The sequence below is a fragment of the Sutcliffiella horikoshii genome, from assembly GCF_020524325.1.
GTDB classification, from domain to species: domain Bacteria; phylum Bacillota; class Bacilli; order Bacillales; family Bacillaceae_I; genus Sutcliffiella_A; species Sutcliffiella_A horikoshii_D.
This window is the reverse complement of record NZ_JAIVKY010000007.1, coordinates 568396-589442: the sequence shown is the minus strand read 5'-3', so window position 1 is coordinate 589442 and position 21047 is coordinate 568396. Positions and strand designations below refer to the sequence as shown.

Genomic DNA, 21047 nt, shown 5'->3' with positions numbered 1-21047 from the left:
CTTAATTCCCCCCTTCTTTTATGCTAAATGACGTAGCTGCGACCGTTGTTCCGTCAATGGTAACTTCTGAATCCGTGTAGTTAACGAAAATAGAAACACCATTTTCATAGACAACTTCAGACACCCCTTGTTGATGAACAATTCGATCGACAATCGAGCTGTTCTCTACTTTTCCAAGACTTTCTTTCACTTGACTATATTGACTGATCAATTCTTCTTTCCAACTAGCAAACTCAGACGTATACAAACCTCTTGAAGGAGTCTTCATTAATAGCTGTGCGGACTCCCTAGTCAGATAAAAGGAAGGATAAGCACCAAACTCAATCATTCTCAGCACTTCTTCCGTTGGATTATGGGAGAAGTTGGAGAAGGTCGCATAATACGGCGTGTATCCCTTCAGAACTATTTGTAAGAACGGAACGGTGTCTGTAACAAACATATAGTTAGAGGAATACATCGGCATATCCAAGTACTTGTCCATATAACCCCAAGCGTAGTTGTTCGGACGATATAGGGATAAATCAATATTTTGCTCTTGATAATGTGCAAATAGTTCTTGATTCAATTCAATCATCTCTGCTCTTGAAGAAGACATACCTTTGTTAAAGTCAGAGAATAGTTTACTTGCAGTCGTTTCAATTGCTATATTTTCTACCCCGTGATCCTTGAAATCAGCTGCATCTTTTTTGGCAATTTCAAGCGATTTCGCAGGACTGAGATAATAACTGCTATAGCCAAATTTACTCTGCGTCATCGGCTGTCCGTTAATTTTCTTAGAAACATCCTTGCTTCCGGAAAAGCCGGATGCGCCGTCAAAAGCGGTTGTGAAGTCTGTGTGCAGATAGAAAGGAATGTCTTTTTCCTCTAAAGTTTGGATGGTTGCCTCCAAATCCCCTTTACTGCCAACTTTCTTCTCTAACGGAAACTTTTGTGGCAGCGTTCCCGTCAGTCCACCTTTTGTCCAGCCTCTTAATACCACATGCAGATTATCGACATCGTTTTGCTCCAACTCTTCTACAAAACGAGGAATGTCTTGAATCTCTGTCATTTGCTCCACGGAATTCCAAATCAGGCCTTTTTTCGTTTCCCCGCCTAAAAGCTCCAGGCGAAGATCTACTTTGTCTTCGTTGTTATTAGAAAGCGTGCCTTTATCTTCTAAATGCTGCTGATATCTGTTTGCCATTCCGACATAATCTGCTTCTTCATCGGATAAGAACATGACTTTCTGTTTGATATTGAAATTGTTTTTTTCTTCTTGGTAGACGTTAAAGCCTCCCATGCTCTTACTTGTCGGCTGAAAATAATTAAAACGATATTGATAGTCTGATGTTACCCAAAAGAAATCAGTAGATGCACCAGACGGGTAAGCTAGGATTCGACCATAACTTTGCCCTTCCTCAATGGATGTGATGAAGGCATTCTGTTTGACACCATGTACGGCACCATAGACAGGAACCGAAATCGTCTGTGCCGGGTATGTGTAATCATCGTCTGTGTTTTTCGGTCTTGTAAACCCTTCATCTTCTCCATAAATGGAACCGATGAATGGTGTATCTGAACGGAAAGCACTTTTTTCAAAACGCATCAGTGCACCGCTTCCGTCCGGTATGAACAAATACCCGGTGATATCATCCATATGTGCGGCACCAAGGAATGGGTAAACTTTCATCGCTACAATCTTATTGTAAGTTCCATCCTGAACGCCTTCATTTGGCACATCAATCACAATGCTTTCGTCTTCAAGCGTCACATTCAGCACGACTTCAATGCTGGAACCACGGAAATCGATCTCTGCGGTGAAACCGTCGTCGTTTAGTTGAATGCTTGGTTTCGTTTCTTCCGTCAGAATGCTTTCTGTTTTGATGTTTCCGCGGCGATCCAAGTAATCAATCGTTATGGCTGATTGCACCATATCTGTCCAAGTGTTGTTCAAACGGTAATTCTCCGCATTATCTACACCGGAGTGCCAAATATAGCCCGTTTTTTTGTTTTTAATTTTTATAGCAAGCGACTCTTCTTGTACATACAGCGCAAGCTTGTCGTTCTCCGTTACCTTTGTAAAGCCTTCAAGGCTTCCTTCGGATAACGGTTTATTCTCTCTCTCTGGCTGGGTAAATTGATTGGAATCAAAGCGGAGAGTCTGTTCTCCGAGCTCTGTTTCCACTTCGACATCTTCCAACTCTTCCTTTGATGTCAATGATTCAGCAAATACGGATACCGGAAGAATGGCAATAAGCATGACGAGCAGAATTTTCTTAAACACGGAGAATCACCTCCTGAATGATTGCTGTTACAAAATCAATAACCTGATCTATTAATACGTAGATGATGAAACATACCAATACGATAATCAACATACAGAAAATCGTCGTAAAGATGTTTCGTACCGTTCCCCAGAATTCAAAGGCATGAATTTCTTTGATCATGATAAACAAGATAATCAACGACCATCCCATCATCACTTGCATAAAGAATACATACAAGAAGTATTCATTTAGCGTAAGCACATTTGACATAAGTGTAATCGGAACCAAGAGCAAAATGATCGGTGCCAAAGAATAAATGGTTCCAATATAGATGTCTGAGAATCTTCCTTCTCCATCGTTGATCGTACTTACTAGATAGTTGGATACGATGAATAGAATGATTGGCAGGAATAAGAGTATGAATTCCATACCGAAATTAATTTGCTCTAAAGTGATACCGCCCCTGAAAATGAATCCAGTGAAATACTTCATGAACAAGAATTCCAAATAAAGAATGATATAGAGGATGGTAGCCGATAAAACGGATACCCTTCTTTGTCTTTTAATATAATAGAAGCTGTCAATTGGATGACGTAAGAATTTGCCTAAAAATAATAGCTCACTTAATAGTTTCCTATTTTTGAATGCCTGCCATCTGTTCCTTGCCGGGGCTAAGATTCCTTTCTTTTTATATGCAAAAAGCAAGGTCGCCCTGACTGCAAATAATCCGATTAAGATAGTAAAAACAGTACTCAGATTTTCATTCATCCACTGGTTTCTAATTTCCCAGAAGGAATCGGAATAGCCTTCCACATTCCCTACCAGTTCAAATGATTTTAATGCTTGTTCATAATCTTGCTGCTTGTAATAAGCTTCCCCCATGGCGTTATGAGCAAGGCCAATGGAAGAATTCATGCGCAACACTTCGCTCCAATATTGCTCACTCTCTATGTAAAGCCCTTGCGCATAGAGTGAGATCCCGCCATGAAGCATTTCTGCAAAAGCTGTTGGTTCCAGTACTTGAACTGTTCCTCGTTCACGGTCTGTAACAAAAACCCTCCCGAGATTATCAGTTGCAACTCCTGAAGGATCCATAAACAATCCCAGGCGGTTTGTTCCATCATCCTTACCGCCAAAAATAAAGAGCAGATTTCCAAAACTATCATACTCATAGATTCTTCCGTCTTTAGCTAAAACAAAGAAGTTCCCAAGCGGCCCCATTGCTATATCCTGAAGATTAGTAATCTCAGAAATGTACGGTGATAAAATGTTCCCACCTGCAATATTCAGCTTTCGAATGACTTCAAAGCTAGTACCCGCTGTAATGGTGTAAACGAGTCCTTTTTCATCAATCGCAATATTAGTTGGCGCTGGCGGCACTTTTAGAAACATGCTGGAGCGCTGCTGGTCTGTTGTCAGTGCATCCTGGATTACAGACATTAACGACGGTCTTGTACGGTTTACCCCGAAGAATCCGAGAAATGTACCATCCTGACCAACCTGGATGACTCCATTTGTCGAACCCTCTCCGATAATGTATAGGTTGCCTCGTTTGTCCACCGTAATTTTCTGTGGCTTATACGGCGTTTTTGTTCCAAAAAGGGGAGAATCCGGTCTTCCGTATTCTTGGAGCATTTCCCCTTCTTCAGAAAAACGATAGACTTTTTCATTTGTATAATCCGCTACATATATTTGCTGTTCTTCATCCACAAAAACCCCAGTCGGCATTTGCAGGATTCCTTCTCCGACTTCTAACAGTTTTCTACCATTCTCATCAAACTTGGTGATTTTCTTCGTACCGGAATCAGCCACATACACATCGTTGTTCTGATCAATATAGACATCTTCTGGATTGACTATATCACTAGTACTTCCGAAAAGCCCCACCGGAATATAAGCGGTTTGCGTTTCAATGATATCCCCTTCTGTTGATACCGTCTCTGTATTATATGGAACAGACAGGGCTGCAAATGATTGCAAAGGAGAAAGGAGGATTAACCATACAGTCAATAAGCCAATGAAAATGCGCTTCATACTCTTTTTCTCCCCCTTCTACTTGATTCCTGAATGTGCCATCGTATTCATTACTTGACTTTGTAAGATGATAAAGATGATTAAATTTGGAATGAACATAATTAAAGATGCCGCTGCTGCCATTCCTTGACCCGCTACTGTGTTACCACTTGTGGCCGAAGTTAATGTCGACATGTAAAAGGCAAAAGTCTTCAAATTTTCATTATCAACAAACAATGTCGAGGTCTCCGTGTTATTCCAAACAAGTTGGAAAGATAGGATCGCAATGGTCGCAATCGCGGGTTTTACAAGCGGAATGATGATTTTTCCGAAAATTTGGTAGTCCGTCGCCCCATCCATCTGGGCTGCTTCTATTAATTCGTTCGGTATTTGATCGATAAATTGTTTTACCAGGAAAAGGCCGATCGGCATGGCGATCAGTGGGAAAATATGAACAAGAAACGTGTCCAACAGTCCCACCTTTTCAATTAAAAGATAACGTGGAATCACCACTGCCGCCGAAACAAACATTAAGGCAAGTGTATTGATTTCAAAAATGGTTTTCTTTAATTTGAATCGTTTTTTTGATAAGGCATACCCTGCCATCGTACTGATAAGGACAGTGACAAAGACGACGATAAGGGTAATGGAGATACTGTTAAACAAGTAACGGGACATCGGAACGCCCGATGTACTTGTGTTGTTCATTAAATCAATAAAGTTCTGCATCGTCGGCTTTTGCACAAAGAAGCGCGGTGGATAAGCGAATAGCTCATCGATCGGCTTAAAGGCGTGAGAAAAGACAAAGACGATGGGCATAGCCATAAAGATGGCGAGCGGTATTAGAAATGCATAGAACTTTAATTGGCTTTTGTGAAAACGGTCTGGATTGATTTTCGTTCCATGGAATGCCGACACATCATTCACTCCCTACATTAGAAGTTTTATAGCTTGGATGTTTTCTTAAAGATTGTTAATCTGATTTAACATGTTGTTTAGACACCGCTGTGAATTTCCGCAAATGGCTTCGCTTTCCTAGGGGCGATGCTTGAGCCTCCTCACTTCGTTGCGGGGTCTCAAGCTACCGCTATCTCCCTCAGGAGTCTTCGCCTTTTGCTCCAATCCACAGCTAGGAATTCTCTATGCACATAATAATTCAGTTTTCCAGTGGCTTTGAGTCAAGTGACTTCCGCTCCAATCCACTTATTAACTTTTCCCTAGAAAACAACCATCGCCATTTAGTCTTTTTCACCGAATAAACGCCAGGCGATTTTTGAGAAGATATATACGAATAATAGTAATAGAACGGATATTGCTGCTGCATATCCCATTTCGTAACGGATAAATCCATAGTCTTCTAAATGGTTAACCATTAACTGACCTGCATATTGAGGTGTCGGGTTGGCACCGGATAAGGCGACCCCGATCGCACCGGCCTGGAACGTTCCGACCACTGCCATGACAGCTCCGAAAAGCATCTGCGGCTTCATGGATGGAATCGTGATATAAATGATTTCTTGGAATCTATTTTTTATGCCGTCAATATAACCAGCTTCATAGATTTCCTTATTGATATTCAGAACACCCGATAGCATCGCAAGGAACCCTACTCCCATGCTCCCCCAAAGGGTTACAACAATCATGATCGTCATTAAGTGATCTGGTGATTGCAGCCATTGAACAGGCTCCAAGATAACACCGATTGTGATTAAAAGACTGTTTAAATAACCTGTCTGATCCCCACTAAATATAATGGTCCACACAACTGCCATCGCAATTCCGGCTGTCATGGAAGGGGAATAGATGATAAGCGCCAATACCGTTCGCGGCCCTTTGGAGATCTGTGCAAGCATCCAGGCTAGCAGGAAGGATAAAATATATCCCCCCGGCCCGACGATGACTGCAAACATCAATGTATTCGGCAAGACGCGCTGCATGAAGACTTCATCTTGCGTAAGCACACTCACATAGTTGGCAAGCCCTATGAAGCTCGGCATCTCTATCGCATTGAAGTACGTGAACGATAAGAGAATGGCCACTACCACCGGAATGATGATAAAGGTAAAGAAAAAGATTAAATATGGTGCAAGAAAGATCGATGTACTTGCATGCTTTTGAAGGCTACTCCTCATTTTCTTCCACCCAGCTTTCTACTTGTTCAATCGTTGGAATCGGATAGGTTTTCACGATTTTTCCGTCTTTCATATATCCGAATTCCTCCATCTTCCGTCTCATTTCACGGTCAATGGTCACTACCGCATCATCAACAGCTGACCGGGTATTTTCCCCGTCAAAGACCACGCGGTTCCATACATTACTAATCTCACGCTCTACCATATAGGTGTATGGCGTTTTCGGTACTTCACGTAAATGTTCCCATTGCTCTAAGATGACTTCTTTATGTTCCTCTGGCCATGGTAATTGTTTAAAAGCGTCAAGATTTGCGGTATTCCACATGTAAGAAGGACCGTACATAATCTGCAGGGTAGTGGCAAAGTCAGTCTGTGTTTCTGTAGACATCCACCATTTCAGCACTTCCCACGCTTCGTCCTTATTCTTGCTGCCGTTAAAAATCATGCCGGCTTGTCCAGACCCTGTTGCCCATCTTTCCACTTCTCCGTTCTCATTTTCCACTCCAGGATGAAGGGAAATGTCCCACCAGCCAGAGATTTCTGGTGCTGCAGATGTAAGCTCTACATAAGTCTGGAAGTTAGACACACCAATTGGCAATGTGGAATAACGGAAATGATTATAGAAATTCGGCACCTGAAGCGGCGTGCTATAAATCGTATTTAAATCCGTCATAAGCTGAATCCCGCGGACTGTTTCATCGCTGTCAATCGTCGTACCCATGCCATTCTCTTTATACATGTCCCCTTGATGCTGATAGATAAATGGAGAGGTTGACTGGAATGGCTTGAACGCTACTGCACCTGCAATAGGGGTGTAGTAATTTAATCCAAAGCGTTGCAGCTCTGGCAAGACATCTACTACATCATCCCATGTGTCAGGGACAGGAACATCCAAGGCACCTAAAATATCTTTTCTGTAAAATTGAACAAAGAAATCCTGCGTTTCCGGCAACCCGTATACTTCATCTTCAATGATCATTGGCAACAAAGCGCCAGGTGAGAAGTGAGCAAGCGTTTCATTAAAATCGTCAAACTCTCTTAAGTCATACGCCGCTCCACGGATAGCTAGTTCATATGGCAGCCAGCTACTAATTCCAAGCGCGAGATCCGGCTGACTGTTCGCTGCATTTGCTAAAATCAACTTTTGCTCGGAAGGCATGATGGAAAATCTCACTTTTATTCCTGTTTGAGGAGTAAAGTTCTGATCCACCATGTTCTGCATCAATTCCACATATTGACGTGGTCTGTTAACCCACACATCCACCACATCTTCATCCACTTTTTCCGTTGCTAACGTATTAGACTGGAACGAGTGGAAGAATTTCAAAACAGATTCTTTTGCTTTTGCAAAGAAACCTAGTTCTGGTTTTGGTAACTTTTCGTCACCGTGAATATATATTCGATCCATTATCAATGGCTGTTTTTTCAAATTCAGTGTTGCATTTCCAAGAAGCTGTGCGACAGAACTGGAGCCTTCTGAAAGCTGAGTCAGTCGTGCCGGAATTTTGTCAGGATCTGCTGCAAGTTCCCTCAGCCGTTCGACGGCAATGGTGAGCGATACAATTTCCACTGATTCTTTTCCACCACTTAACTCAAGCAGATACTCACTTTCTCCTTCAAGCTTATCCGCCCAGGAAGTAAGTTCCCCTTTTATCTCAGGCATGTACTCGGTAATTCTCCAGCCGCGAGAGCGATCTTGGTTGTTTCCAGTTAATCGTTTAATAGATAAAGAGAGCTGTTCAATGCCCTTCATCACTTCATCCATTTCGAATAACGTGCGATTTACAGGTGACGCATCACCTTCAAGTGTCAGGGTGTTTTTGCCCTTTTCTAGATAAAAATAATACGGTTCCCTGTCTTCGTTGCTAAGCGTTTCATTTACCCAGTTTTTCTCCTGTTGGAAAGTATAGCTTTCTACTTCTTTAAAAGGTACCTCTCCATTGATCATGACTGTCCGGAACACCGGAAAGCCTGATTGTTTTTCTTGTAATACCTTCAAGGAAATATGATAGTAGCCTGCTTCCTCCACTTCCATTTCCCATGTAGCCATTTGACCGCTCGTTTCCCATGACTCTCCGCCGATTGCATTCAATAAGCGTTTGTCACGTTCATAAGGGACAACAGATGCATCTTGTCTATTCACAGGTCTGATAAAAGAGCTGTTCTTCTTCAGCGGGTGCTCCGCTTCAATCGTGATACTGTTTGTTTCCGTGAGATCCCCAGCTTGGTTTTCTCGATATTCTTCATATGTAGGGATCGTTCCCACACCGCTCACATAAATATTTCCAAGCAGCATTTCTCCTCGGATGTTTTCAAGTGTGATGGTGTTTTTACCTTCTTTTAATCTATACTTCAACGGTCTTGCTTGCAGATGACTAGAATCCTCTGCTTTGATAAAATGCCATTGTTCGATTGGCAGCTGCTTCGGGATAATTTCATCTCCAAAACGGTCCTGCTCAAAATCATTGGTTGCGCTTTTCCAGTCCTTCGGGAACGTAATCCTTCGACTTTCAAAATACGGATATTCCCCGTTTACTTTGATAGATCCCTCTATCGGGACAATTCCTTCACCAAGAGGATAATAGTCAAAGCCCAGTTCATATAAACCCTCTTCCTCTACATCCACTTCAATCGTGACTGTATCTTTGTTTCTCCAAGCATATACCTGATCGCCATACTCCTTGCTTTCTCCACTAGAAAGCAGGCTATTCTCATCAATGGATAAAAAATCGGCGGGAGGGACAACGCGCTCGAAATCTTGCGCGTTGTCTTGTCCCACTTCATTCCACTGTTTAAGGATTGATAGATAGCGTGGCTCAATGACTTGTTCTGCCACCTGCTCTAGGCTCTTCTCTTCATCAGCAAATGCGAATTGGCCTGGTACTAGCAACAGCAGTATTAATGACCAGAACATCATTTTACGTTTCATATCTAATCCCCATCCCCTTCACAGTTGATACATCTTATTGACCAATCGCTTCTTTGCCTTCTTGGTACTTTTGATTTGCTAATTCATTGATTTGTGCCACGTAGTCTTCAATCTTAATTTCGCCTCTGATACTAGCATCAATTAATCCTGCGATATTTGCATTAGGATTGTCGCCAACTGCTACCCCAGTTGGTGCTTCCCATCTGGACTGAACGAATCCTGGTACTGTTTTAACAGGTTCCACGATTCCATTCGCTAAATTGTCATATGCTGTACGTAAGCCAGGGATATCCTGAACTTCAAAGAATGCATCCAATACTTCTTCGTCCTGTGTTACAGGTAAGTTGTTCAATGCCTTGTCATTCTCTACTGCTAAATCAATACGCTTCAAGAATCCTTCTTTACCAAAGCTCATCCACTTAGCAAAAAGAAATGCTTCTTCTTGATGTTTAGTAGATTTAGAGATTCCCATGAAATCATTTACGATAACCGTTCTTCCACCAGGAGTTCCAACGAAGTCCCAATCAAAATCAAGGTTAGTAGAGAAGTTTTCCACTGCCCATGTACCATCCCAGTTAAGTCCGATTCCACCGCCGGCAAATACTTCTCCAGCATTCTCACCATTGAAGTTAGCTTTTTGCTCATCAGACAAATTCTCATAAGAATAGCCATTTGTTACGAAATCACTTGTAAGATTAACACCAGAAATGAATTCATTACTGTTTAGGTGATATTCATCTTCACTGAATGTATACCAGCCAATCTCTTCGTTTACAGAAGAAGGATACCAATCTACAATAGCAAATGGATTATTTAATCCAACCACTCCACTGTTTACGTTAGTCACGGAACGAACAGATTCCGTAAATTCATCTACAGAGAAACCATATTCAGGAACATCCAGGTTTGCCTGGTTGTATAAATCTTTATTTACAAAATAACCAAGGAAATGCTGTGCACTAGGAATGGCAAATACCGCATCATTGTATGTAACAGAATCTGTTACAACTTCAGGAATCTTTGCAAAATCTTCATCTTCTGCAGCCAATTCCGTTACATCTAACAACCAGTCATTCGCAAGGCCAGTCGGCACTTGAGATACCATGAATACGTCAGGCATCGCATTTGCACTTGCTGCAGAGGAAAGGGAGTTATTCCAGTCATCTGTTGCGATAGACTCATCAATTTCTACATCAATGTTAGGATATTTCTCTTCGAATTCCGCAATCATTAAGCGCTCGATGTTATTATCCTCTTCCGTTCCAAGTGCCCAACTAGCAAACTTAATGGTTACTTGATCCTCGTTGTTACCTTCCTTCTCCGCGTCATTTGAAGCATTGTTGGAATTACTGCACCCAACTACCAGCATGAACGAAGCGGCAATCGCGATCCAAGGTTTCATCAATTTCATTACCCATACACCCCTTATTTAATATTTAGTCATTTAATCGAAACGTTTCAATTTGTTCGTAAAAATAAAAAGGGAGATCTACTCAACCTTTTTTACCTGTCTATCTGCAATTGATACGTTTCACTAACGTCATTATACTCCGTATTGTAAACGATTACAATATTATTCTCGAAATATTTTCGGAGATTGATAGAATTGATTGAAAAGTCTTAATTTATAAGGCGTTGGTGGGTATTACCTGTGTTTCTATGTTTATGAAAAATAGAAAAAAAACCGATTCTGATTGATAGAATCGATTCGATAATTGCTTTATTGTTCTGTGGTACACCGCTGTTGATTTCCGCAAATGGCTTCGCTTTCCTAGGGGCGGTGCTTGAGCCTCCTCACTGCGTTGCGGGGTCTCAAGCTACCGCTTTCTCCCTCAGGAGTCTTCGCCCTTTGCTCCAATCAACAGCTAGAAGGCGAAAATAACTCAACATTTAACTTTAACAGAGCTTACTTATTATTAGATCACTTTTGATAGTTCTTTTCTACTGTGTAGGTCTAGTTCTTTGATATTTGTAATTTCGCAGCGTTTGCCGTCCATGTCGGTGATGATGATTCGGTTGGGTGGAAGCAGTTCAAGGTGCTCGTGTATGTTTCTCATCATGAGCTTTAATGGCCCTCTGTCAGTGAGGAGTTCAAAGATCCAAAGACCTGGTTCTTCTTTTATTGACTGAATTCTTTTCACCTCCGGGACCACATAGCGAACATGCAATTCCCTTCGTAATACAGCCTCACTTTCATCATCTAATTGATCCACACTCTTAATGACCCCTAGCTCTGTATCCTCATTCCAAATGGATATATACTCGTATGGTTTCGAGAAAGGAAAGGTGCGAAAGATACTTACATTGGGGTAATCAGTTCCTTTATGCCTGAAGTGCATGGTAGTCCCGTTCCCATAGAAAAACTCTACCTCTTGAGGGTCAAAATAGGTGATATCATATTCTCCACTCATCCAACCTCTACTCCTTTTATTTGCGACAGCTCTCGTTGCGCCTCCACAAGTTTATAATAGATTCCCTCTTTTTTAAGCAGTTCCTCATGTGTACCCACTTCTGCGATAACGCCTTTATCCACCACTACAAGTCTATCTGCATTGCGCAGCGTTGATAAACGATGGGCAATGGCAAAGGTAGTTCGCCCTTTCACAAGCCTTGATATAGCTTCTTGAATCTTTCGTTCCGTTTCTGTATCAACGGATGCTGTCGCCTCATCCAAGATAAGAATACGAGGGTCATGCAATATCGCCCTAGCAATAGCAATTCGTTGCTTTTGCCCTCCTGATAATCGATGTCCCCGTTCCCCAACCTTCGTATCGTAGCCATCTGACATCTTCACCACGAACTCATGGGCATTAGCAATTTTAGCGGCCCGCATTATTTCTTCCGGTGTCGCATCCTGCTTAGAATAGGCAATATTTTCAGATATGGTTCCGTCAAATAAAAACGTTTCCTGTAAAACCACCCCTATATTCTGGTGAAGCTGTTCTTGCTTTAAATTCTTTAAATCCACACCATCTAGTAAAATCCTACCTTCATTTGGATCATAAAAGCGAGTAACTAAATTGATTAAGGTAGATTTACCGGCTCCAGAATGACCGACAAGCCCGATCATTTCACCAGGTTTCACATCAAGATTAATGTTTTTTATGACTGGTTGATGCTTTTCATATCCAAAGGTCACGCCTTCAACTTGAACATGACCTGCAATTTTATCTAACACGATAGCATTTTTATTATCAGGAACTTCAGAAGGTGTATCAATTATCTCAAAAATGCGATTAGCTGATGAAATCGCCCTTGTCACCCAGCTTATCATCTGATTGAACCACTGCAACGGACCAAAAAACATCCCAAGATAAGCAACAAAGGCAAGCAAAGTACCGAGCGTAATATCATCACTTATGACAGACAAACCTCCAAAATACCATACCAACAACATCCCCGAACCTGTAATGAAGGAAAACAACGGGAAAACCCCTTGCCAAAGGCCATCTGTTTTGAAAGTTTGACTCACGAGCGCACGATTTCCGTGCATATATCGCTCCTGCTCTTGTCCTTCCTGACCAAATGCTTTAACCACTCGTATCCCTTGTAGTGTATCGCCGACAATCATGTTCAGCTTATTAGTGGATTGCCATTGTTTATACCAAAGATGCTGCACACGCGGCCAAATAACCATAGAAAAGAGTAAAACAATCGGAGAAGGCAATAACGCAAATAGCGCCAACTTCCAATCCAAACTGAACATCATGACTATAATGGCAATGAGCAACAATAATTGCCCGACGATATATAAAATTCCATCGGTAAGAAACTGCCTGATTGATTCCGCATCACTATTCACTCTCGAGATAAACTGTGCGGTTTGCCTGCGATCGAAATAACTGACAGACAGACGCATCAGGTTTTCATAGATTTCCTTCCTCATATCGCCCATGATATGGCTTCCAACCCAAACTCCCAAAACACCTTGTAAAAATTGCATTAATGTTAGCACTAATCCTGTTACACCAAGAAGTATTACTAGTATTATTAAAGAGCTTCCTAAACCTTTGGGTTCTAACACATCATCCACAATAATTTTTGTCAGATAAGGAGGGGCGAGCTCTAGAAGAGTTGCAACAAGTAAAAATACCGCGACAAGCACCATCTTGCCACTATAGGGCTTGGCAAAATCTAAGACTCTAGCAATCACTTTTTTATTGTCCACACAAACAGAACATACTTCTGTCCCATCCTCAAATGGGCGTTGACACTTCTGACAAATCCTCGGTTGTTCCGTTTTAGACAATTGTGGGATCTGCTCATTTTTAGCTAAACAATTAATAAACTTTTCCGCGATAGAAAATTTTTGGATGTAAGAAGCGGAGCATCTAATCAGAACCTCATTTACTTTGTCATCCCCATTAGTAATTATTAAGGCACCAGCTCCGATAAACCGCTCCAATTTGATGGAACGAACATTGTGCAATTCAACCTTCTTTAACAATTCTCCACGGTCAGACAATAGTTGAATTTCCTTATCAGAATGAGCAAGCCAGTTCTCTCCAAACTGTCCGTCTTCCTTCATATCTGTCTTAGCTAAAAATAATAACTCCCCATCTATGTGTACCTGAAAGTGACACGATTCAATAAACGACATATAGTCCCCCTTTAAAGCTGTTGTTCAAAAAATGCCAACACATCTTGAATATGCTTGTCCCAATATCCCCAATCATGGCCTCCTGGTCCATCGGAGAAGGTAAGATCTAATCCCACTTGGATGGCATGATCCCTAAAGCGAATATTTGCTTCATAGTTATGATCTTCCGTGCCGCAGCACTGATAGAGTTTTGGAGCCTTTTCACCGATTTTTGTTGCAAGATGATAGAGGTCATCCTCACTTCCCAAAATAGGACGATCGCCAAATATGTACTTGAAATCCCTAGGGAATGCAGGTAATCGTTCATTGATATCTACAGAGCCTGACATACTTGCCGCTGCAGCAAACTTCTCTGGATTCCTCATGGCAACTTTGAAAGCCCCGTAACCACCCATGGAAAGTCCGGCAATAAAATTTTCCTCTCTCTTATCTGACAGCGGAAAAAAGCTTTGAGCAAGAGTTGGCACTTCTTCACTGACAAATTTGTAAAAATCATATCCATGTTCCATATCTGTGTAAAAACTTCTCCCTGCAGCTGGCATCACAATCGCCCAGCCCATAGCAGCGGCATAACGTTCTATGGAAGTGAATCTTGTCCAAATGGTATGGTCATCTGAAAGTCCATGAAGTAAATAGAGGGTAGGGTGTTTCTTTTGTTTTACTTTTGTTGAGACCCCAATTTGTGAATTAGGCTGCGGTAATAGGACCGTCATGGATGTTGAACATTGCAAAGCCTCCGAGAAAAAATCGCATGTAATTCTAGCCATGATTCTCACTTCCCTTTTATGAGTTGTTGAAACGTTTCGACTTTTTCCATTATACGAGGTAGTGAATCCGCTTTCAATATTTTTTAGAAAATTCTATTTTGTCGAACGTATGTTCTTTACTTTTTATTAAACCCTAAATATAATGGAGGAGTAAGTACATACCTATTTAGAAGGAGTGTTGAAAATGAAGCATCAAGCTGTTCCTTATTTATCTTTTAACGGTAACGCTAGACAGGCACTTGAGTTTTACAAAGAGGTATTTGAAGGAGAAATTAAAGGCATCATGACCTTCGGCGAAGCGGACTTCCCGACGCCACCTGAAGCGGACAACCTAGTTATGCACGCTCGATTTGAAAAAGGAAACCTAACTCTGATGGCATCTGATTCCTTCCCGGGTCAAACAGTAGAGATCGGCGGCAATGTCTCTCTCATGTTAGAAATGGAAAGTGAGGAACAAGTTGACACCTTATACGCACGCCTTAGTGAGAACGGAAAAGTATTAATGGAGCTTCAAGACACCTTTTGGGGAGCCCGTTATGGAAGCGTTCAAGACTCCTTTGGTGTGAAATGGGACTTGAATTATACAAAGCCACAATAATATTTGGCCCTTTTAGAGCATGCTGTTGATTTTTACAACAATCTAGCTGTTGATTGGAGCAATAGGCGAAGACTCCTGAGGGAGATAGCGTTAAGGGAGACCCCGCAGGCGCAAGCCGAGGAGGCTCCCCAAACGCCCCTAGGAAAGCGAAGCCTAGTGCGTAAATCAACAGCGGTGTTTAACAGAAACTAATATATAAAAAAGCTTCGAGAGCCATTGCGGTTCTCGAAGCGTATGGATTCATTTAGGCAGAATTTTTTTACCTGAAATTAGCTCAAATGTTTTTAAGAAAAACCAACTAAAACCGGCATAAAACCCAACGAGTGGATACCTAAATGATGCTGGCTTATTCTTCTCAAAATAAAAGTGTCCGATCCATGAAAAAACATAATGCAGTATAGCGAGCACTATGGTGACCCGCCAATTAATCAATAAAAAAATCCAAGCCAATAAAGCTGCTAGAAAAGCAAAATAATGTAGAACCTGATTCCATGAGTTCTTATGTGCCTACTGATATAATAGCAAGTCACTTTTCACTTTTTCTTTCATTTCAAGTTATCCCTCATAAATCATCTTTCTTGTCATGCCGCCATCTACCGTAATATTTTCTCCGTTAACAAAATTATTTTCGGAGTCAGTTAGGTACAAGCAAGCCTTTGCAATGTCACCAGGCTTCCCGACCCGATTGGACAGATGTTGTGCATGGTCCTTATCTCTTAACTCTTCATAGTTTTCATTCTGAATCCATCCAGGTGAAATAGCATTCACAGTAATTTTCCGTTCACTTAAGGAAGCTGCCAGCGCATGCGTCAGCGCTACAATGCCTCCCTTAGTTGCTGCATATGCTTCTGAATTTGGTTCAGACATAGTCGCCCTAGTAGAGGCGATGTTAACGATAGCGCCGCCATTTTTCATGTACTTTGATGCTTCTTTAGAAGCAATAAACACACTGCGTAAATTTGTGTTGATTACATCGTCCCAAGCTTCAACTGTCAGGTCATGAATGGGAGTGAATCTGGATACGCCTGCGTTATTAACAAGGATATCAATTTGGTGAAAGTGTTCCATTGTTTTAGTTATCAGGTGTCGTATGTCCTCTTCTTTGCGGACGTCTGTTTTGACGAAAAGAGCATTGTCCCCTAGCTTCTGTTGAAGATCCTCGCCAGCTTTTTCATCCATATCAGCAAGTACCACTCGCGCTCCTGCACTTATGTAAGAGGATGCGATTCCTTTACCTATACCGTTTGCTGCACCGGTGACGATGACGGTTTTGTTTTGGAAATTCATCATAGTTTTTTATCTCCTAAGTATAAATTTTTTCACTGTTTAATACCCCTAGACTAAATTTAATATACACATTTTTCTTATACCCTTTATATTAACAAACTATAGATTAAGAAGGTGAAGAAATGAAAGATTATGAAGCCGCATATCTTGCCGGTATTATAGATGGAGAAGGCAGCATCTTATTAACAAACATACATAAAAATGAATATAGGCGTCCTTGTATAACTATTGCTTCAACAGATATAGAATTATTAGAGTATGTAAAGTTTTTAACTGGTGGCTCAATTACAAGAAAGAAAAATTATAAACCTAGTGTTCATAAAAATTCATTTTCACTTAGCATTAAAAATAAAAGAGTCGTACTTAATATACTCCAATATATACATCCTTACTTAAGAGTTAATGTAAAAAAAGAGAAGAGCTAAGTACATTTTAGATAATTATGAATTAGTAACCAAGAGAAATGGGAAGTATAATGAGAAAGAAAGGGTAAAAAAAGCTGTATTTGAAGAAACATTTTTTAAACTTTAAATAAAAAGCAAAAACCGCACTTTGAAAAGTGCGGTTTATTTAATATGGAGACGGTGGGACGTGCAATTCCATGCTTTCGTCATGGCACTGACTATATCTTGAACCTCAAGGTTGAGGTCCTCTGGCGTATTATGCGGACTAAAATTTTTAGTTGCTTCTGCAACTAGCAGTTCCGCATCCTAGTATTACCACTGTTGTGGCAACCTATGAGTCGATACACGGCTGTTGGATTGCTCCACATACCGCTCGGCATTGCCTTATCGTAAAATAAATACGACTTAGGTTTCACCGATAAAGCCAGATTTTCACTTGTATGTTGCCATACAAGGCGACTAATAATTAATCGAACCCACGTCCAGAAACATCGCCACTTAAGCATCTACGAGTGTAGTCAATATATTAGTATTTCGCTAACTGTTCCGCCTATTGACTGGCATCCTAGCAGCTAGTCTGGTTGTTCTCTTCCTTTGACCTCAGACGGCGATCTCCGGCGTAGCCCACTAAGAGTGAGTCCCTGATCCTACCACATGGGCGATGGAGGGAGGAACCGCATCAGACTGTTATTAGGCAGCTAATGCGAAGTTGTTGTTTTCTTTGCCAGTTATTATTGGCGTTGACGTTGATGACGAGGACGATCCCCCCGACTCGCAACCCAAGCTCGAACTATCCCTGTCGAATCCGTAACGTCCCCTCGATAATAAATGTCTCTGTTGAAGTTTAAATCAACAAAGAGCAAAAACACGAGGTTCTACGGGAAAGATAATCAAGCCAATGTGTTGGCCTATTCAATTATCAATGTGTCACTGCTTATGTCAGCGACAACCTTATTATAGCACATACAGATTACTTTGCAATTGTAAGTTACTGTAAAATATACTATACTATTCCTTTTGACGTTCACGGAACGCTCTCTCTATATCACGTTTCGCTTCTTTCTTCTTCAAGTCTTCACGCTTGTCGTATTTCTTTTTACCTTTTCCTAATCCTATTAAAAGCTTGGCATAGCCATTTTTAAGATAGATTTTTAAAGGCACCAGGGCGTATCCTTCTTCTTTGGTAAGACCAATCAGCTGATTGATTTGTTTCTTATGAAGAAGCAGCTTGCGAGTACGCAGTGGATCATGATTGTAACGGTTTCCTTGCTCATAAGGACTGATGTGCAGGTTGTGTAAAAATACTTCGCCGTTTTGCACTCGTGCAAAGGAATCCTTCAAGTTTACTCGGCCAGCACGCATGGATTTGATTTCTGTACCCTGCAGGACCATACCTGTTTCATAGGTCTGCTCAATGAAGTAATCATGGTTGGCTTTTTTATTGGTACTGATTACCTTACCTTCCCCTTTTGGCATGGATGTTTCCCCCTTTCTTTCTATTAAGGTGTAGTGAATATTTTACCAAATCCACTATCCCTCTACAAGAAAGAAGGGTCTTCCTTTGTGAAAAAGACCCTTCTTCCCGTTCAAAACTTATTACTTCTTCTTTTTACGCTTCTGTTTCGGCGCATTTTCAAAGAACTTCTTGTTTTTCTTTTTCTTTTTACCAGTGCTAGGCTTACCTGTACCTGGCCCCTTAGTCGTCCAGCCGATTTCAAACGTGTAATCATCAATATTACTCTCATCTTTACGCTTTTGGCTGCGGCCTTTGGCTGGCTTTTTGCGTTCGCTTTGGATGACACGCGGTGCACTCTTCGTATCTGGGCGGCGAGTACCCTTCATGCCAACTACTTCAAAGTCAATGGATCGCTCATCTTTGTTTACGTTAATCACACGAACGGTGATCTCGTCTCCGATGCGGTATACTTTCCCTGTGCGCTCTCCGATCATCGCATAATGGCGCTCATCGTAGCGGTAATAATCATCCGTCAGATAGCTCACATGAACAAGACCTTCAATCGTATTTGGCAGCTCGATGAACATTCCGAAGTTTGTAACAGAGCTGATGATTCCATCGTATTCTTCTCCAATTTTATCAAGCATGTACTCGGATTTTTTCAGTTCATCTGTTTCACGCTCTGCATCAACTGCCCGGCGTTCCATGTTAGAGGAATGCTCTGCGATTTCTGGCAGCTTGTCGCTCCATTTCTCCTGTGTCTTCGCATCCAGTTTCTTTTGAATCAGGTATGTGCGAATTAAACGATGAACAATTAAGTCAGGATAACGACGGATAGGTGATGTGAAATGTGTATAGAACTCTGTGGACAAACCAAAGTGCCCTAAGCTTTCCTCATCATATTTCGCCTGTTTCATAGAACGAAGCATGACAGTGGATACTACCATTTCTTCCGGCTTACCTTGTACCGCTTCAATTACTTCTTGAAGCGCACGTGGGTGAATCTCATTGCCTTTTCCTTTTACCACATAACCGAAATTTGTGATGAACTCGAAGAAACGCTGCAGTTTCTCCTCTTTTGGATCCTCATGGACACGATAGATGAACGGTACATTCATCCAATGGAAATGTTCGGCTACCGTTTCGTTGGCAACAAGCATGAACTCTTCAATCAAACGCTCTGCTACGGAACGTTCTCGAAGAACTACATCCTTTGGTGCACCCTCTTCATCCACAATTACTTTGGATTCCTTGAAGTCGAAATCGATGGCCCCACGCGTCATCCTTTTTTTCCGAAGGACAGCAGCCAACTCTTCCATTAGCTGGAACATCGGTACCAAGGATTCATAACGAGATATTACTTCTTCGTCCTGATCAACGAGAATTTTTTTGACATCTGAATAAGTCATACGTTCCGTTGTCTTGATTACACTGTGGAAAATCTCATGCTTCACCACTTCACCGGCATTATTAATTTCCATCTCACAAGAAATCGTAAGGCGATTTACTTTAGGATTTAACGAGCAAATACCGTTGGAAAGGCGGTGTGGAATCATCGGGATTACACGGTCCACGAGGTAAATACTTGTTCCTCGCTCCTGCGCTTCCATATCAATCGGTGACCCTTCTGTAACATAATGCGTGACGTCCGCGATATGAACGCCAAGCTTGTAGTTACCGTTGTCCAGTTTCGTCACAGTTACCGCGTCATCGAGGTCTTTTGCGTCCGCTCCATCAATCGTAACAATCACCTGATCTCGAAGGTCACGACGATCTCCAAGATCTTTTTCATCAATCTCATCCGGTGTGGCGTTCGCCTGATCTAGAACCTCTCTTGGAAACTCCTGTGGCAGGCCATGCTTATGAATGACAGACAAGATATCTACACCCGGGTCATTTTTATGACCGAGTATGCGGATGACTTCACCCTCCGCACTAAGGCGACCTTCCGGATAAGTAACTAGTTTCACTACAACCTTATGTCCTTCAACCGCACCATTGCTGGCACTTTTCGGAATGAAGATATCATTCGCAATTTTTTTGTCGTCTGCAATTACGAAGCCAAAACTTTTACTCTCGGTATATGTACCAACAATCTCTTTGACTCCGCGTTCAACGATCCGGATGACCGTACCTTCTTGACGCGAATCACCTGCAGCCTTTCTGCTTACGCGTACAAGAACGATATCTCCGTGCATGGCATTGTTCAGTTCGTTTGGTGGAATGAACACATCGTCCATATCCGCCTCTTCCGGCATGACAAATGCAAATCCTTTAGAGTGACCGATTACTTTTCCTTTGACTAGATTCATTTTTTCCGGAAGGCCGTAGCGGTTACTGCGAGTTCTCACAACGAGTCCCTGATCTTCCATGTATACTAACGCTTTTACGAAGTCCTTGAATTCTTCTGAGTCTTTGATACCGAAGGCTTGTTCAAGTTCTTGTGTTGTTAGTGGTTTGTAGGCTTCTTCTTTCATATAGGAAAGTAATTTATCTACGTGTTGTTGAATTATTTCTTCCATTATATATCCCTCCCCTTTTCGGGTTTTAAAATTACTGTAGTACACCGCTAGTGATTTCCGCAAATGGCTTCGCTTTCCTAGGGGCGGTGCTTG

At 41.6% G+C, this 21047-nt stretch carries 14 protein-coding genes, 1 other RNA gene and 1 pseudogene; 2 read left to right on the top strand and 14 right to left on the bottom strand.

The window, feature by feature from the left end; genetic code table 11:
• Position 1: 1 nt before the first annotated feature.
• From LC091_RS11665 to LC091_RS11625, 9 genes are all read right to left on the bottom strand, one after another.
• The gene (locus LC091_RS11665) at positions 2-2263 is read right to left on the bottom strand and encodes a DUF5696 domain-containing protein (RefSeq protein WP_226682189.1); all 2262 of its coding nucleotides are present in this window, start codon (positions 2261-2263) and stop codon (positions 2-4) included.
• A complete protein-coding gene (locus tag LC091_RS11660; protein ID WP_226682187.1) occupies positions 2256-4280 on the bottom strand; it encodes a YIP1 family protein in 2025 nt (674 codons plus the stop codon). Before LC091_RS11660 ends, LC091_RS11665 begins: the two co-directional genes overlap by 8 nt.
• A gap of 18 nt (positions 4281-4298) precedes the next feature.
• Entirely contained in the window at positions 4299-5177 is an 879-nt protein-coding gene (locus tag LC091_RS20520; RefSeq protein WP_226682186.1) for a carbohydrate ABC transporter permease, read from the bottom strand.
• A 320-nt stretch (positions 5178-5497) separates the two neighbouring features.
• On the bottom strand, positions 5498-6391 hold the full coding sequence (locus LC091_RS11650; protein ID WP_226682185.1) for a carbohydrate ABC transporter permease: 894 nt from the start codon (positions 6389-6391) through the stop codon (positions 5498-5500).
• Positions 6381-9320: an extracellular solute-binding protein gene (locus LC091_RS11645; RefSeq protein WP_226682183.1), complete on the bottom strand. Its 2940-nt coding sequence runs from the start codon at positions 9318-9320 to the stop codon at positions 6381-6383. Before LC091_RS11645 ends, LC091_RS11650 begins: the two co-directional genes overlap by 11 nt.
• A 34-nt stretch (positions 9321-9354) precedes the next feature.
• Positions 9355-10731, bottom strand: a complete 1377-nt coding sequence (locus LC091_RS11640; RefSeq protein ID WP_226682181.1) for an ABC transporter substrate-binding protein — start codon at positions 10729-10731, stop codon at positions 9355-9357.
• A gap of 505 nt (positions 10732-11236) precedes the next feature.
• The gene (locus LC091_RS11635) at positions 11237-11731 is read right to left on the bottom strand and encodes a DUF1854 domain-containing protein (RefSeq protein ID WP_226682180.1); all 495 of its coding nucleotides are present in this window, start codon (positions 11729-11731) and stop codon (positions 11237-11239) included.
• Positions 11728-13920 carry an ABC transporter ATP-binding protein gene (locus tag LC091_RS11630; protein WP_226682179.1) on the bottom strand — a complete coding sequence of 731 codons (2193 nt, stop codon included), beginning with the start codon at positions 13918-13920 and terminating at the stop codon, positions 11728-11730. Before LC091_RS11630 ends, LC091_RS11635 begins: the two co-directional genes overlap by 4 nt.
• Positions 13921-13931: 11 nt before the next feature.
• Positions 13932-14687 carry an alpha/beta hydrolase gene (locus LC091_RS11625; protein ID WP_226682177.1) on the bottom strand — a complete coding sequence of 252 codons (756 nt, stop codon included), beginning with the start codon at positions 14685-14687 and terminating at the stop codon, positions 13932-13934.
• 184 nt (positions 14688-14871) lie between these two features.
• Between LC091_RS11625 and LC091_RS11620 the strand changes: the two genes are divergently transcribed.
• Positions 14872-15285, top strand: coding sequence for a VOC family protein (locus LC091_RS11620; RefSeq protein ID WP_226682176.1), 414 nt, complete (start codon positions 14872-14874; stop codon positions 15283-15285).
• Between the two features lie 240 nt (positions 15286-15525).
• On the opposite strand, the pseudogene LC091_RS11615 reads toward LC091_RS11620, so the two are convergent.
• Together LC091_RS11615 and LC091_RS11610 are read right to left on the bottom strand one after the other, a co-directional pair.
• A pseudogene (locus tag LC091_RS11615) lies at positions 15526-15777 on the bottom strand (Mpo1-like protein); the annotation flags it as partial.
• Between the two features lie 63 nt (positions 15778-15840).
• On the bottom strand, positions 15841-16572 hold the full coding sequence (locus tag LC091_RS11610; RefSeq protein WP_226682408.1) for an SDR family NAD(P)-dependent oxidoreductase: 732 nt from the start codon (positions 16570-16572) through the stop codon (positions 15841-15843).
• A 122-nt stretch (positions 16573-16694) separates the two neighbouring features.
• Between LC091_RS11610 and LC091_RS11605 the strand changes: the two genes are divergently transcribed.
• Positions 16695-16997, top strand: coding sequence for an LAGLIDADG family homing endonuclease (locus LC091_RS11605; RefSeq protein WP_226682174.1), 303 nt, complete (start codon positions 16695-16697; stop codon positions 16995-16997).
• A gap of 446 nt (positions 16998-17443) precedes the next feature.
• Here LC091_RS11605 and ssrA read toward each other — a convergent pair.
• The 3 genes from ssrA to rnr form a co-directional block, all read right to left on the bottom strand.
• Positions 17444-17786, bottom strand: a transfer-messenger RNA (tmRNA) gene (ssrA, locus tag LC091_RS11600).
• 198 nt (positions 17787-17984) lie between these two features.
• Entirely contained in the window at positions 17985-18452 is a 468-nt protein-coding gene (gene smpB, locus LC091_RS11595) for an SsrA-binding protein SmpB (RefSeq protein ID WP_226682172.1), read from the bottom strand.
• Positions 18453-18572: 120 nt separating this feature from the next.
• A complete protein-coding gene (gene rnr / locus LC091_RS11590; RefSeq protein WP_226682171.1) occupies positions 18573-20954 on the bottom strand; it encodes a ribonuclease R in 2382 nt (793 codons plus the stop codon).
• Between the last annotated feature and the right edge of the window lie 93 nt (positions 20955-21047).